The sequence below is a fragment of the Streptomyces sp. NRRL F-5122 genome, from assembly GCF_001507435.1.
GTDB lineage: Bacteria > Actinomycetota > Actinomycetes > Streptomycetales > Streptomycetaceae > Streptomyces > Streptomyces lannensis.
The window spans coordinates 1-14,641 of sequence record NZ_LMWH01000274.1 but is presented as its reverse complement, the minus strand read 5'-3'; the positions used below and the strand labels follow the sequence as shown (position 1 = coordinate 14,641).

The 14,641-nt window shown below is 70.2% G+C and carries 13 protein-coding genes, 1 pseudogene and 1 other annotated feature; of the genes and pseudogenes, 5 read left to right on the top strand and 9 right to left on the bottom strand.

Annotated elements, in window-relative coordinates; genetic code table 11:
- Nucleotides 1–57: 57 nt before the first annotated feature.
- The 8 genes from ADL25_RS37820 to ADL25_RS50035 all read right to left on the bottom strand — a co-directional run bounded on the left by ADL25_RS37820 (nucleotide 58) and on the right by ADL25_RS50035 (nucleotide 10,453).
- A complete protein-coding gene (locus tag ADL25_RS37820; protein WP_059132454.1) occupies nucleotides 58–741 on the bottom strand; it encodes a TetR/AcrR family transcriptional regulator in 684 nt (227 codons plus the stop codon).
- Between the two features lie 75 nt (nucleotides 742–816).
- On the bottom strand, nucleotides 817–2,520 hold the full coding sequence (gene atzF / locus ADL25_RS37815; RefSeq protein WP_059132453.1) for an allophanate hydrolase: 1,704 nt from the start codon (nucleotides 2,518–2,520) through the stop codon (nucleotides 817–819).
- Between the two features lie 5 nt (nucleotides 2,521–2,525).
- Nucleotides 2,526–6,116 (bottom strand): urea carboxylase, encoded by a 3,591-nt coding sequence (gene uca / locus ADL25_RS37810; protein WP_059132452.1) that lies wholly within the window; start codon nucleotides 6,114–6,116, stop codon nucleotides 2,526–2,528.
- Complete coding sequence (locus tag ADL25_RS37805; RefSeq protein ID WP_079050858.1) at nucleotides 6,113–6,934, bottom strand: urea amidolyase associated protein UAAP2; 822 nt, start codon at nucleotides 6,932–6,934, stop codon at nucleotides 6,113–6,115. Before ADL25_RS37805 ends, uca begins: the two co-directional genes overlap by 4 nt.
- 1 nt (nucleotide 6,935) lies before the next feature.
- Nucleotides 6,936–7,883 (bottom strand): urea amidolyase associated protein UAAP1, encoded by a 948-nt coding sequence (locus tag ADL25_RS37800; protein ID WP_059132451.1) that lies wholly within the window; start codon nucleotides 7,881–7,883, stop codon nucleotides 6,936–6,938.
- Between the two features lie 73 nt (nucleotides 7,884–7,956).
- Nucleotides 7,957–9,555 (bottom strand): amino acid permease, encoded by a 1,599-nt coding sequence (locus ADL25_RS37795; protein WP_059132450.1) that lies wholly within the window; start codon nucleotides 9,553–9,555, stop codon nucleotides 7,957–7,959.
- Nucleotides 9,556–9,804: 249 nt separating this feature from the next.
- Entirely contained in the window at nucleotides 9,805–10,302 is a 498-nt protein-coding gene (locus ADL25_RS37790; protein WP_059132449.1) for a hypothetical protein, read from the bottom strand.
- Between the two features lies 1 nt (nucleotide 10,303).
- On the bottom strand, nucleotides 10,304–10,453 hold the full coding sequence (locus ADL25_RS50035; protein WP_234381201.1) for a hypothetical protein: 150 nt from the start codon (nucleotides 10,451–10,453) through the stop codon (nucleotides 10,304–10,306).
- On the opposite strand from ADL25_RS50035, the gene ADL25_RS37785 reads away from it, so the two are divergent.
- The 4 genes and pseudogenes from ADL25_RS37785 to ADL25_RS47175 all read left to right on the top strand — a co-directional run.
- Nucleotides 10,452–10,733 (top strand): transposase, encoded by a 282-nt coding sequence (locus ADL25_RS37785; protein ID WP_079050857.1) that lies wholly within the window; start codon nucleotides 10,452–10,454, stop codon nucleotides 10,731–10,733. The two genes, ADL25_RS50035 and ADL25_RS37785, sit on opposite strands and share 2 nt — an antisense overlap.
- A gap of 197 nt (nucleotides 10,734–10,930) precedes the next feature.
- Nucleotides 10,931–11,614, top strand: coding sequence for an IS110 family transposase (locus tag ADL25_RS50030; RefSeq protein ID WP_199839278.1), 684 nt, complete (start codon nucleotides 10,931–10,933; stop codon nucleotides 11,612–11,614).
- Nucleotides 11,611–11,988 (top strand): transposase, encoded by a 378-nt coding sequence (locus tag ADL25_RS50025; protein WP_199839277.1) that lies wholly within the window; start codon nucleotides 11,611–11,613, stop codon nucleotides 11,986–11,988. The genes ADL25_RS50030 and ADL25_RS50025 overlap by 4 nt, the downstream gene beginning before the upstream one ends.
- 223 nt (nucleotides 11,989–12,211) lie before the next feature.
- A pseudogene (locus tag ADL25_RS47175) lies at nucleotides 12,212–12,466 on the top strand (IS5/IS1182 family transposase); the annotation flags it as partial.
- An 83-nt stretch (nucleotides 12,467–12,549) separates the two neighbouring features.
- Here ADL25_RS47175 and ADL25_RS37775 read toward each other — a convergent pair.
- Nucleotides 12,550–12,915 (bottom strand): VOC family protein, encoded by a 366-nt coding sequence (locus ADL25_RS37775; protein WP_059132447.1) that lies wholly within the window; start codon nucleotides 12,913–12,915, stop codon nucleotides 12,550–12,552.
- 342 nt (nucleotides 12,916–13,257) lie between these two features.
- Between ADL25_RS37775 and ADL25_RS37770 the strand changes: the two genes are divergently transcribed.
- Nucleotides 13,258–14,496, top strand: coding sequence for an IS3 family transposase (locus ADL25_RS37770; RefSeq protein ID WP_079050862.1), 1,239 nt, complete (start codon nucleotides 13,258–13,260; stop codon nucleotides 14,494–14,496).
- Nucleotides 13,537–13,665, top strand: a sequence feature (AL1L pseudoknot). (Overlaps the previous gene by 129 nt.)
- Nucleotides 14,497–14,641 lie beyond the last annotated feature (145 nt).

Here is a 14,641-nt window from a genome sequence, read left to right as displayed (position 1 = left end):
GAGCCGGCCCTGTCTGTTGGGTCCGCGTTGTGTGCGATGGGTTCGGTGAGCCGTCGGTCATGCCAAGTGGTTCAGCAGGGTGTGTGCTTCGTTCCTGGCGGTGGTCACCGCTGACTCGCTGAGTCCGCACAGCCGCAGGCATGACGACGCGATGGCGTCGGTGTCGGCTGCTTCCGGTTCACGGAAACGCCGTATCTGAATGACGACCTCCACCAGCTGGATCAGCAGTTGACCGAGCCGCTCGGCGGGCAGGCTGCCGGCGACGCTCTCGGTTGCCGCCAGGGCGCCGAGAGTGCCGTAGCTTTTCTGCAGCCGGCCCCGTTCGGCGCGGAAGGCGTCGAATCGTTCGGCCCGTACTTCCGGCAGTAGGTAGAGCGTGCCGATGTTGTACGGGGTGCGGGACAGGGTGCGTACGTCCGTCGCGGCCACCGCGTAGAGCGCTGCGGCCGCTCTCGCCCGCTCGGGCACCGGTGCCTGGATCCGCTCCACCATCTCCAGGCTTGGCCGCACGGAGGTGGCCAGCAGCTCGGCGAGGATCTCGTCCTTGGTGGTGAAGTGGTAGTAGAGCGAGGCCTGCCTGATGCCCACCCGCTCGGCGATCATGCGGGTGCTGGTGGCGGCGATGCCGCGTTCGACGAAGAGCGCTCCGGCGGCGTCGAGGATCTGTTCCCGGGCAGAGGTGCGAGGGTCGGACGGCGGCGTGTGCCGGGGTCTTCCTTGGCGGGGACGCGTCGTCGTCATGGGCCCATCCTGCCACTCCTGGTGGTGGGCACCCGGCCGTTCCCGGCACGTGGGTGCCCGCCTTGGTGCCTTTGGTCAAGTGGACGCCAGATAGGCACGCCAGCCGCCGAAGTGGGTGATGTCGGGCGCGTTCTCGACGGCGTACGGCTCCACCAGGAAACCGCTGACATGGCGCCCGCCGGCCAGTTCGACGGTGCCGATGGTCATGGGTGCGGGAACGGCGGCGGTCAACGCCCCGAACCCTGCGGCCGGCAGCCGCCAGATCTCGCCCTCGATGGCTGTTCTCGTACCGCCGCCTGCGTGCGTGTCGCCGCCCGTCCCGGCGTGGGCGTCCGGCCCGCCCTCGGCGACTCTGACCAGGCCCGGTTTGGGCGGCTCGGTGGCCAGGGCGTGTAGCCGGTAGCCGCCGGCGGTGCGGGCCGGGCCCACCAGCGTGCCGCCCGCCTGCACCAACTGCGCGTTGAGCGGCTGCCCGGTGAGGTGGGCGCCGACCACGAACAGGTCGAGCCCCGGACTGGCGAACCGCTCGGCCAAGGCGGCCAGGGCGCGGTCGGAGAAGGCCGGGCCCGTGAACATCACGCCGAACGGCAGGCCGTCCACGAACCCGGCGGGAACGGCGAGCGAGGCGTAGTCCAGCAGGTTGGCGAAGTTGGTGAAGCGTCCCATCCGGGCGTTGGCGTCGATCGGGTCGGCCGCCACTTCCTCGAGGGTTGGGTGCCAGGTGGTGGTCGGGGTGAGGAGCGCCTGGCAGCCGTCGAGGGCCGCGTGTCCTGCGGCGCCGAGGGCGGCGAGCCGGGCGGTGTCGGCGGCCCAGTCGGCAGCGGTCTTCTCCCGGCCGGCCAGCACGATGGAGGCGACGCTCGGGTCGAGGTCCGTACCGATCAGGTGGCGGTGCTTGTCCAGGTGCTCGCCCACGGCGGCGTACCGCTCGGCGACGAACGCGCCGCCGTACAGCAGCTGCGCGGCCTGGAGCAGCGGGGTGACGTCGATCTCGACGATCTCCACCCCGGTGCTCGCCAGGCGGGTGACCGCGGCGTCGAAGGCCTCGCGCCAGCCGTCGGCCATGCTCTCCAGGTGCTGCGGAGCCGGGACGGCAACCCTGGGGCGCGCGGGTGGCGGCGGAAGCTGGGTGCCGGTGCGGGAGAGCGGGTCGGCCGGGTCGGGGCCCTCGACGATCTCCGCGGCGATGCGGGCGAGCCGCAGGTCGCGGGCGAAGACGGTCACGCAGTCGAGGGTGTAGCAGGCGGGGACCGCCCCGGTCACGGGCACCAGACCCTTGGTGGGCTTCACCCCGACGATGCCGTTGAGGGCGGCGGGCACCCGCCCGGAGCCGGCCGTGTCGGTGCCGAGCGCGATGTCGGCGATGCCCAGCGCGACCGCGACGGCGGAGCCGGAGGACGACCCGCCGGAGATGCGTGCCGGGTCCCAGGCGTTGCGTACCGCGCCGTAGGGGCTGCGGGTGCCGACCAGGCCGGTGGCGAACTGGTCCAGGTTCGTCTTCCCGAGCACTACCGCGCCGGCCGCGCGCAGCCGTGCCACCGCGGGCGCGTCGGCGTCCGGCCGGTAGGCGTACGAGGGCGCGCCCGCGGTCGTGGGCAGGCCGGCCACATCGATGTTGTCCTTGACGGCCGCGGTCAGGCCGGCCAGTGGCAGCGCCGGGTGGATCCGGGCCGCTTCGGCGCGTACTTCGTCGCGGGGCCTGAGGTGGATCCAGATCTCGGGGCGGTCGGCCGACTTGATGCGGTCGTAGGCGGCCTCGACGCGTTCGGCCGGTGTCATGGCGTTCATGCCTTCACCGCCGCGAGGATCTGGCCGGGAGCGACCTGTTCACCGGGCTTGACGTAGATCTCCAGAAGTGTTCCGGTGACGGGGGCGTTCACCTTGGACTCCATTTTCATCGCCTCCAGCGAGAGGATCGGGTCGCCCTCGGCGACGGCGGTGCCCGGCTGCGCGACGGTCTGCCAGACGGTTGCGGTGAACGGCGCGGTGACCGGGACCGCGCCGTCCGGGACGGCGACGGCGTCGGCGGCCGGCGGGTCGGGATCATCGCCCCGGTCGAACTCGCCGGCGGCGCGCCAGCGTTCCTTCTCGGCCTGGAACGCGGCGCTCTGCCGCTCCCGGAAGGCGGCGATGGAGTCGGCGTTGGCGGTCAGAAAGGCGTTGTACTCGGCGATCGAGAAGGTGCCCTCCTCGGTGTCGAAGGCACCGCGGCCGACGTCGGTCTCGGCGCGCAGTTCGAGCAGTTCCTCCGCGGTGACGGGGTACCACTCGATGCGGTCGAAGAAGCGCAGCGCCCACGGCGAGTCCTGGAACAGGCCGCCCTTGCGGAACCGGTTCCAGATCTGCACGGTGCGGCCGACGAGCTGGTACCCGCCGGGACCCTCCATGCCGTAGATGCACAGGTAGGCGCCGCCGATGCCGACGGAGTTCTCCGCGGTCCAGGTGCGGGCCGGGTTGTACTTGGTGGTCACCAGGCGGTGCCGTGGGTCGAGCGGGGTGGCGACGGGGGCGCCGAGATAGACGTCGCCGAGACCGAGCACCAGGTAGGACGCGTCGAAGACCGTGCGGTAGACGTCGTCGGCGGTCTGCAGGCCGTTGACGCGGCGGATGAACTCGATGTTCCACGGGCACCAGGGGGCGTCGTCGCGCACCCCGGCCATGTACCGCTCGATGGCGAGCCGGGTCGCCGGGTCGTCCCAGCTGAGCGGCAGCCGCACCGTGCGGGAGGGCACCACGAGTTCGCTGGTGGGCGGGACCTCGTCCTCCAGTTCGCGCAGCAGGGCGGTGAGGTCACGGGCCCTCAGCCGGTGGGCGTCCGTGTGGATCTGCAGTGAGCGGATGCCCGGGGTGACGTCGACGATGCCGTCGGGTGCGTGCGCGGCGAGGGTCTCCTGGAGGGCGTGCACCCGCATCCGCAGGCCGAGGTCGAGCGCCATGGGGCCGTACTCGACGAGGATGTTGTCGTCGCCGTCCCGGCGGTAGGTGACGCTGGGGCGGACATCGGTGGCCTCCAGGCGGCCCAGCACACCGTCGTCGCCGTCTCCGCCACTGCTGATCAGCGTGGGGGAGGCTCGGTGGGTGCCGAGGGCGGCCGCCACGGCCTCCTTGACCGGTACGAACCGGACGGTGTCGCCGGGGCGGAGCTGGCCGAGCTTCCACAGTTCGCCGCTGGCGACCACCGCGGGGCAGACGAATCCGCCGAGGGACGGTCCGTCGGGGCCCAGGACGATCGGTGTGTCGCCGGTGAAGTCGAGGGCGCCCACGGCGTACGGCGTGTCGTGGATGTTGGAGGGGTGCAGACCGGCCTCGCCGCCGTCCTGGCGGGCCCATCGCGGTTTGGGTCCGATCAGGCGGATGCCGGTGCGGGCCGAGTTGTGGTGCACCTTGTAGTCGGTGGCGTAGAGGGTGTCGATGTCCTCGCGGGTGAAGAACTCGGGTGCCGCGTGCGGTCCTTCGGTGACACCGATCCGCCAGTGCGGTGTGATCGCGGGACGGCGCTCGGGCGGGGTCGGGCCGCCGGTAGCGGTTTTGGCAGTTCCGGGCCGAAGTACGTCTCCGGCGAGCAGTGCCCGGCCGCCGTGGCCGCCGAAGCCGCCGAGGGTGAAGGTCGAGGCGCTGCCCAGGTATGCGGGTACGTCGATGCCGCCCCGGACGGACACGTAGCTGCGCAGGCCGGGCCCGAGGGACGCGCCGAGGACCAGGGTGGCGCCGGCCGGGACCGGCACCGGCTCCCACAGGGCCGCCCCGGTGCCGTCCACAGTGATCGGGACGGGGGCGCCGGTGACGGCGACCACGGTGGCGGCCGAAAAGCGCAGGGTCAGGCCGCCCGCGGTGACCTCGAGCGCGGGTGCCTCGGCCGGATTGCCGACGGCCAGGTTGGCCTCGGCGAAGGAGACGGGGTCGAAGGGGCCGCTCGGCGGCACGCCCACGTGCCAGTAGCCGAGCCGGCCGGGAAGGTCCTGGACGGTGGTCATCGCTCCCGGCACCAGGATGTCGATGCGCGGCTCGGGGTCGGCGGTGGTGGCGAGCGTGCTGGTGCTGTGTACGGCCTTGCGCACCTCGTCCCGCACGGTCAGCGAGCGCAGCAGACCCAGGTTGGTGACGATGCCGTCGACCCGGCTCGCGGCCAGGGCCTTGCCGAGCAGGTCGAACGCGGTGTCGCGGGTGGCGCCGTGCGCGATCACTTTGGCGAGCATGGGGTCGTAGTACGGCGAGATCTCCGAACCGGTCTCGGCGAAGCCGTCGACGCGGACGCCGGGCATCTCGTCGGTGCCCTGGCCTGGGAGGACCGCCCGGGTGACCAGGCCCGAGGAGGGCAGCGAGTCCTTGCCGGGGTCCTCGGCGTAGACCCGGGCCTCCACGGCATGTCCGGTGGGCGTCCATTCCCGGTCGAAGACCGCGTTGTCGACCCGGCCGTCGCGGGCCAGGGTGAGCATGAGTTCGACGAGGTCGACGCCGTACGCCTCCTCGGTCACCGGGTGCTCGACCTGGAGCCGGGTGTTGACCTCGAGGAAGGCGGCCTCCTCGCGCACCGGGTCGTAGACGAACTCCACGGTCCCCGCGCCGCGGTAGCCGACCGAGGCGAGCAGCCGGCGCGAGGAGTCGTGCAGCAGTGCGCGGACACGGCCGGGCAGGGCCGGGGCCGGGGCCTCCTCGATCACCTTCTGGTTGCGGCGCTGCAGCGAGCAGTCGCGGTCGCCGATGACGGCGATTCGGCTGGTGCCGTCGCCGAAGATCTGCACCTCGACGTGGCGGGCCGGGCGCACCAGGCGCTCCAGGAAAACTCCGGCCGATCCGAAGTTCGACTCGGCGAGCGCCGCGACGCGGGCGAAGGCCTCGCGCACCTCGTCGGCGGTGGCGCAGGCCTGCATGCCGATGCCGCCGCCACCGCCGGTCGCCTTGACCATCACGGGCAGCCCGATCGACTCGGCCGCGGTGACGGCCTCCTCGGCGCTCGCGAGCAGCTCCGTCCCGGTCAGCAGGGGAACTCCGGCCGCCTTGGCCAGGGCGCGGGCGGTGTGTTTCTCGCCGAAGGCGGTGATCTGGTCGGCGGTCGGGCCCGCGAAACGCAGGCCGGCCTCCTCGACGGCACGGGCGAAGGCGGTGTTCTCGGAGAGGAAACCGTAGCCCGGGTGGATGATTCCGGCGCCATGGTCGAGCGCGGCCTCGATGATCGCGTCGCCGCGCAGATACGAGTCGCGGGCGGGGGCCGGACCGAGGCGGACCGCGTGGTCGGCCTCGCGGACATGCGGGGCGGCCCGGTCGGCGTCGGAGAAGACGGCGACGGTGTCCAGTCCCATCCTTTTTGCGGTGCGGATGACACGGCGGGCTATCTCACCGCGGTTGGCGACGAGAACAGTGGTGGGACGGGTCACGCGGCGCCCTCCGGGGTGCTCGGGTGCTGCGCGGACTGCGGGCTGCCGGAGTCGGGGCTCCCCGGGCTCGCGGGGCTCTGCGGGTCCACGACGATCATCCGCAGCGGGGTCGGGTTGAAGTCGTTGCACGGGTTGTTCATCTGCGGGCAGTTGGACACCAGCACCAGTACGTCCGTCTCGGCGCGCACCGCGACCCGGCGGCCGGGCGCCGACATGCCGTCCACGATGCCCAGCGCGCCGTCCGCCTCGACGGGCACGTTCATGAACCAGTTGAGGTTGGACACGAGGTCCCGAACCCCCAGGCCATGCCGGGCGGCCTCGGCGAGAAAGTTCTCGCGGCAGCCGTGATGGAACATCACGTGATGGCCGTAGCGCAGGCTGTTGGACTCCTTGCCGCAGGCGCCGCCGATGGTGTCCTGTCGGTCGATCTCGTTGGCGACGACGGTCATCAGCGGGCGGCCCTCACTGCTGTGCAGCACGGTGCCGGTGCGCACATAGGCGTTGCCCTGCCAGGCCAGGGTGTCGGGGACGCTGTAGCGCTCCTCGGGGTCGTCGGCGTTGTAGATCAGGCAGTCGGCGGACTGGTTGCCGCCGACATCGACGATCGTCAGGACGTGTCCCTTCTTCACCACCGCCGACCAGGGCGCGTTGGAGGCCACTGTGTCGTCCAGGACGACGGCGCCCTCCACCAGGCTCGCTCCCCAGTTGAGGGCGGAGCTCTCGGCGTACACGGCGCCGACCGGGACGGTGGAGGAGACGGTGCCGCCCGAGGCGGTGGGGTAGGTGGTCACGGTGTTCTCGGCCTGAGTGGTCGCCATGTCACAGCCCCCGGGCTTCGCAGTAGTCGACGGTGTTGAGGTACGCCCGGTGCAACTCGGGCGTGGCGGTGAACCGCGGCGCGCCGGGGCCGGTCGGGGTGCCTCGCCAGGCGTGCACCCGCAGCGGCCCGACGACGTAGTCGGGGCGCGGGTCCAGCGGGTGGGCGACGTTGGCGACCAGCACCAAAAGGGGTAGTTCCGCGACGAGTTCGACATGCGTGCCCGGGCCCGCGCCGCCCTGCCAGGCGAGGGTGCCGTCCGCCGCGACGCGTACGCCCTGGAAGAAGGAGACGCCGGGCGGCAGGTCGCGCCGGCTCAGGCCGTGCTTGGCGGCCGCCTTGACGAGGAGTCCGCGACCTGACGGGGACGGTCCCTCGGGGCGGGCGTCACCGTACTTGCGTTCGTTCCAGGCGTCGGTGGTGGTGCCGCAGAAGGCGTCGTGCCGACCGGAGGAGTCGCCGGTGATCACGGCCATGACCCGGCCGTCACCGGACAGCAGCGGGTGGTTCTCGCCCAGGTAGGCCTGCCACGGGATCTTCTGGGTGTCGGCGACGTTGAGCCGCTCGACCGGTTCCAGGGCGTTGAAGAGCAGCAGATGGGCGCAGGCGTCACCGGTCGGGTCGTCGAAGCGCAGCCGGGTGCCGCGGGCGAGGACCTTGTGGGTGTAGCCGCCGGGTGCCACGGTCTCCGCCCACACCAGGGCGGCCGGGTCCACCCCCGGCGGGCGGTGCGGGCTGCCCGACGCCGGAAGGTATGGCATCCAGTCGCTGGCCTGTCCGCCTTGGGCACGGGCGTCGTCCCGGGCACTGCGGACGCTGTCGGTCAGGTGCAGCTCACGGGCGCTGGCGGGGGCCTGCCCGGTGGGCTGCTGCTCGTGGACTGCGGTGGGCTGGTCGGTGGGGTGCGGGCCGTGCGGCGCGGTCGCCGTCGGCCCTTCGGCGGTGGTCATGGGGTGCCCCGTCGTCCCTTCGTCGGTGCGTCGTCGGTGCGTCTGGCGGTGCGTCGCCCAGACCGCCGAGCCGTCAGGCGGGCTCGGCGACGGCCTCGGCAGGCGGCTCGATGTGCGTGTGGGGTACGTGCGTCAGCTCGATCCGGCGGTGCAGCCGGGAGGCCAGGAAGTAGGCGGCACCGATGGCGAGGCTGAGCCCGATGAAGAGCAGAGCGCTCCACCGCAGCCACCAGGTTCCGCCGGTGACGTCGTAGATCTCCGCGCGTGGCCATAGCAGGTTGATCGTCATGCCCGCCTGGTAGAGCACGGCGAGCGTGGTGACCGCGGTCCCCCAGCGGCCCAGTGAGAACAGCGGCCGGCCGGTCTCGTCGACGCCGTCCGGGAGCCGGCCGGTGCCCCCGCGCCGGAGCCGGGTGACCAGCAGCGGCAGCGTCACGCCCAGATAGGCCAGGTAGAGCATGGCGATGCAGAGGCTGGAGAGGGCGGTGAAGATCGCCGACTGGCGGATGTTGACCAGGAGCGCGACCGCGGCGCCCACGCCCACCACGATCGACGTGGTGATCGGCGTACCGGTGCGGGCCGAGACCTTGCTGAGGTGCCGGTGGAAGGGCAGGGCGCCCTCGCGCGCCATTGAGTAGATCATCCGTGCCCCGGAGGTCTGCACGGCGAGGGTGCACGCGAACACCGCGACCGCGACGCAGCACAGCAGCAGGCGGCCCAGGACGCCTCCGAGCCGGTCGGTGAGCACCCAGGAAAGTCCGCCGGCGGCCAGGTTTCCATCGGTCAGGCTCCTGGCGGCCATCAGCCCTGAGAGGATCAGCAGCGCCCCGCCGATGCCCGAGGTGATGAGCGCGCGCAGGATGGTCCGGGGAGTGGTTCGGCGCGGGTTGTGGGTCTCCTCCGCCAGCTCGCCCGCCGAGTCGAAGCCCACCATGACGTATGCCGCCATCAGCGAGGAGGCGAGGAAGGCCCCGGTGTAGCCGCCGTGGCCGGCCCAGCCGGTGTGGTGGGTCACCACCTGGGGGCTCCGCTCGGGCAGGAAGAAGAGCACCAGCACCAGTGCGATCACGCCGACGATCTCGATCGTGACGCCGATGCTGGTGGCGGCGGCCATCTGGCGAACGCCGAGGATGTTCACCACTGTGGTGATCACCAGCAGGAGGCAGCCCAGGAGGACCGCGTTGTGTGCGCCGGTCGGGGAGACGACCGACGGGTCGGCGTGCGGTCCGCCGACAATCTGGAAGCCGGACCAGATGCCCGGCAGCACCGCCTGCGCGGCGATCGCGGCCGCCGCGACGGTGAGGATCTGCCCGATGATCATGATCCAGCCTGTGAACCAGCCCACCGTGGTGCCGGCCAGACGGCTCGACCACTGGTAGACCGCCCCGGAGATGGGCCAGTGCGCCGCCAGTTCGGCGAAGCAGAGCGCGACCAGCATCTGGCCCACGAAGACCAGCGGCCAGGTCCAGAAGAACGCCGCCCCGCCGAGGCCGAAGCCGAGGCCGAAGAGCTGGAAGACGGTAGTGAGGATCGAAACGAAGGAGAAGCCCGCGGCGAACGAGGCGAAACTGCCCACTCCGCGGCGCAGCTCCTGCTGGTAGCCGACGGGAGCGGGACTGCCCGTGACGCTGCTGGCGGGGCTTGACCCAGGGGCGAGCTCGGATCGGTTCATCACCGCACCTCCGATCGAGAGTTACCTGTCGGTCGACAGGTAATACGATGGTGGGGCGGGCCGGTCTCACGGCTGAGTCGCAGACGTTAACGTCCTGTATCCGATGTCGCTAGGAGATCCCCGCATCGTGGGCCGCTCTTGCCCGGAAATCCGGCATAGTCAAACTCCTGGCCAGCGGCGACGACTGCTGACCCCGACGAACGCTGCAACGAACTGACCAAGCACGGCGGGGACCGCGGCTGACCGCGGTCAGCCACACGATCCATACGGAGCATCCGCTCGTGGACTGTTCGGCAAGGCCCGGACATTCGACGGCGTGGCCAAGACCTCGCGCAGCCGCTCGATCTCCATCCGCTGGGCGGCGAGCTGGGAAAGGACTCGCTGCCTGAAGTCGGCGAGGCCGTCGATCTGCGCTTCGCGTGCGGCGAGGCGCTCCTTGAGCCCGGCGACCTGTTCTTTGAGGCGTTCGACTTGGGCGGCCCGCGGGTCCGGGACGACTCCCTGCTCTCGGAGCTCGGCCAGTCGGCGTTCGAACTCCTCCGCCAGGTGCTGGAAGGGCCCCGGCCGTGGCGAGCCGTCGCGGTTCTTCTTGGGGTAGAAGCCCGTGCGGGCGACCCCGGCCTGGGCTGCGAGCGTCTTGATGTCGCACTTGCTGCGTGCGGGAATCTCGCCGGCCAGGAGTCGGTCCATGACCTGTCGAATCGCCGACTCGTTGTCGCGGCGGGTCTCGTCGCTGATGCGTGCCACGTCATGCCCCCGTCGCGACGGCGGTGTCGATCTCGGACAGCACCCGTTCATCACGGGCGAGTTCCGAGGTCAGCCGAGCCTTCTCCGTCCGCTGTGCTCGCCCGATGGTGGCGATGAAGACCTTCTTGTTCTCCGCGCTGGCGGCCCACATGGTCGCTGAGGTCCGCGACGACCACCCGAACGAGACGGCGGCCCTGCAGGCCGTCACCGACAAGCTCGGCATCGGTTCCCGCGAGACGCTACGGAACTGGGTGAAGCAGAACGAGGTCGACACCGGGCAGCGGCCGGGTACGACGACGGAGGAGTCTGTCCAGCTCAAGGCGTTGAAGAAGGAGAACGCCGAGCTGAAGCGGGCGAACGAGATCCTGAAGGCCGCGGCGAGTTTCTTCGCGTCAATGGCAGAGTCTGGGACACGGGCCTACGGGTGCTGACACAGTGACAGATACCGGCGGGGCTGGCTCGTTTCTTTGCTGCCCCAGCCATGGTGGCTTGTCGGCGATGTGCCGCCCCGCCGGCCCAGGTCTCCGCCACGGAGTGGCCTGATAGGAGCGTGCCGCGCGAGCCCGATTGAGGCGTGCCCCCCGCGGTGGAGATCTCCCATCACTCTCCACCAGTTGCGGAGGTTCCCGTGCACATTGTCGGCATCGATAGTCACAAGAAGACGCACACGCTGGTCGCGGTCGACCCGCTAGGGCGCAGAGCCGGAGAGGCTACGCTCCCCACCACCGCAGCAGGTCATGCACAGGCGATCAAGTGGATCGCCCAGTTCGGCCAGGTCCTGCTCGCTATCGAGGACTGCCGCCACCTGACCCGCCGGTTAGAGGCCGATCTGCTACTCGCCGGCCACGCCGTGGTGCGGGTGCATACGCGGCTCATGGCCGGAGCCCGCCGCTCGGGACGGGAGTGCGGCAAATCCGATCCGATCGACGCTGAGGCGGTAGCACGGGTTGCGCTGCGCGAGCCCGGACTTCCCCGCGCCAGCCTCGCCGGCCCGGCGAGAGACGTGAAGCTGCTCGTCGACCACCGTCGCTGTCTGGTGCGCAACCGGACCGCCGCGGCGAACAAGCTGCGCTGGTTCCTGCACGAAATCGACCCTGAACTCCCCGTTCCCTCAAGGGGCTTACGGCGGTTGTGTGTCTTCGATGCGCTCGCCGCGGTGCTCGCCGGTCATCAGGGTGTGGTCGTCGAGATCGCGCGCGACCTGGTCAGTGAGTGTCGCCGCCTGACCGAGCACATCAACGCCCAGCACGGCTGCGCAAGCTGGTGGAGACTTTGGCACCCTCACTACTGGCCATCCCCGGGTGCGGCGTGATCAGCGCCGCCGTCATCATCGGCGAGACGGCCGGAGCCGCCCGGTTCAAGTCCAAGGACGCATTCGCGCACTTCAACGGCACCGCGCCCATCCCGGTCTGGTCCTCAAACAAGGTCCGTGTCCGCCTCAACCGGGACGGAAATCGGCCCATCAACCATGCGTTGCACATGATCGCAGCCACGCAGGTCCGGCGCGGTGGCCAAGGCGCCGAGTACTTCGCCAAGCAGCAAGCCCGACGGAAAACACCCAAGGAGGCGATGCGTCTGCTGCGGCGGCGCATCTCCGACCGGGTGTTCCGGGCCCTACTCGCCGACGAGACTGCTGCTCCGCCGGACGTCGCGCCCACTGACCTGGTGGTTCCGCTCGCGGCTTGACATAGGAGCATCTCGATTCTGAGTAGCCTGGAATCCTACGCTGGCGTGATGTCCGAGGACGTCGGGCGGGCTGGGGAGAGGATCTGTCGGGGCTGCGGTGAACGGTTGAGGCCAGACGCCCGTCCCGGGGCGGAGTTCTGCTCGTCGGCGTGTCGTGCCAGGCAGTGGCGGAAGGAACGTCGGCTGCGCAGGCTTCTGGCAGCGGCCCAGCACGGCGCCGGAGAGATCGAGTGCCCGGAGTGTGGGGCTCGGTGGGTGGCCGGCGTCGACCCGCCGTTGGGTAGTCGAACGCAGCCTTGCGTGGATGATGCATGCCCGCCGGCATGCCCGAGACTACGAACGGCTCGTCCAACATTCCGAAACCTTGATCACCTGGGCTGCCATCACCCTTATGACCAGGCGTCTCGCCCGGAAGGGCGCCACCCCCAGTTGGCCGAGGAAACCAACCCCCGCCACCGGCTCAAAAACTCTCGCTTCCAGAAGCTGCATCAGGACCGCTGATCTGTGACGTTCTGAGACGGGAGGACGGCGATCCCGTCGGCCCAACCGTTCGTCGGCCGATTACTCGGCCAACGGAGGGACAAAAAGGCAGAACTCATTATCTTCCGGATCAGCGAGTACAACCCAACGGAAACCGTGTTCAGCCTGTTCTCCGGAGAGCTGCCGGGCCCCGAGCCGTTCGAGTCGGTCGACCTCCGCGGCCAAATCAGCCGTGCCGAAGTCAAGGTCGAGATGCATCCGGTTCTTGCCGCCCTTCCGCTCCGGAACCTTCTGCAAGAGCAGGGTCGGCGCCGAAGCGGGCCCAGTGATGCTGAGGTAGGGAGGTGCGTCGAAGGCACGCCGATACTCCAGCGGCGCGAGCGCAGCAAGCCAAAACTCCGATTGCGCTTCGGTGTCGACACAGTCCAGCGTCACGACAATCTGCATGGCCAGACGGTAGGGGACCCGCGCTCGCCGGCACGACCGAATTTCAGCAACTGCGCATACAGGCACAACCCCGATTCACGTGACACGCCCGCGGCGGACAGTGCCCCACACCGCGCTCGGGATCAGGCTTCTCACGCGATCCCAGCACCGTTCGCAGGTTTCTTTAGCTCCACCCGCACTCGCTCTCGAACTCTCTTCCCCACACCGAGCCCAGCGATCCCTTCACCGGGCCCGTTACGAACCATGAGATCAGAAACACGCACTCACTGGTCCAGGAACTTCTGGAATGCTGAATCGCCCCGGGTTTGATGGAGACATCGAAGACCCGGAAGGATGCCGATCATGGCTGCTCCCCGTAAGTACCCCGACGAACTGGGCGAGCGTGCGACGCGTCTGGCGGTCGAGGCCTGCAAGGATCCGGCCGGTCGGGCCGATGCGATCAAGCGGATCGCCGACCCGCTGGACGTGCACCCCGAGGCTCTGCGCGGCTGGGTCAAGCGGGCCGAGACCGATGAGGGCATCGTGACCGGGACCACCAGCGGTGACGCCGCTCGGATCGCGGAGCTGGAGCGGGAGGTGAAGGAACTGTGGCGGGCAAACGCGATATTTGAGGTCTGCCTCGGCTTTCTTCGCCGCGGAGCTGGACCGTCCACTGCGATGAAGGTCGCCTACATCGACCAGTACAAGGAGACGTTCGGCGTCCAGCCGATCTGCGACGTCCTTGCCGAGACGGACGCGCCGATCGCGCCGAGCACCTACTACGCCGCCCGCACCCGCCCGCCCTCGGCCCGCAGCCTGCGAGACGAGGAGATCACCAGGGAGATACGCCGGATCCACGAGGCCAACTACAGCGTCTACGGGGCCCGCAAGGTCCACGCCGCCCTCCAGCGCGAGGGGTTCGAGGTGGCCCGCTGCACGGTCGACCGCCTCATGCACGCGGCCGGTCTGCGCGGGGTGATCCGGGCCAAGAGCCCACGCACCACCCGCCCCGCACCCGAGACCACCCGGCCCGCCGACCTGGTCGAGCGGCAGTTCACCGCGAGTGCGCCGAACCAGCTATGGGTCGCGGACATCACCTACATCAGAACCTTCTCCGGCTGGGTCTACGCCGCCTTCGTCATTGACGTCTTCTCCCGCATGGTCGTCGGCTGGCAGGTCGCCACCTCCCTCTACACCGACCTCGCCCTCGACGCGCTGGAGATGGCGATCTGGCGCCGCCGGCACACCGGCGCCGACCTCACCGGCCTCACGCACCACTCCGACCGCGGAGTCCAATACCGAGCTCTGCGCTACACCGAACGTCTCGAACACGAGGCCGCCGTGGCCTCGGTCGGTTCCAAGGGCGACTCGTACGACAACGCCCTGGCCGAGGCGTTCAACAGCCTGTTCAAGGCCGAGCTGATCCGCAACAAGGGGCCGTGGACCGGCATCAACGACATCGAGATCGCGGTCGCCGAGTACATCGACTGGTTCAACCAGCGCCGCCTCCACGGCGAACTCGGCCACATCACCCCCGCCGAACACGAGGCCTCCCACTACCTCGCGGCCGAACCCCCTACGTCACTCCAGAAAACCAGCTAACGCAGTCTCCACGAAACCCAGGGCTTGACACGCTGTTTGTTCAGATCAGCGCTTGGCCGTCACTGTTGGTGTCTGCGATGACTGGCCGGGGCCGGGTGGGGAGGCCGTCCAGGCGGTCGGGGCCGGCCGCGGCGGCCACGGCAGG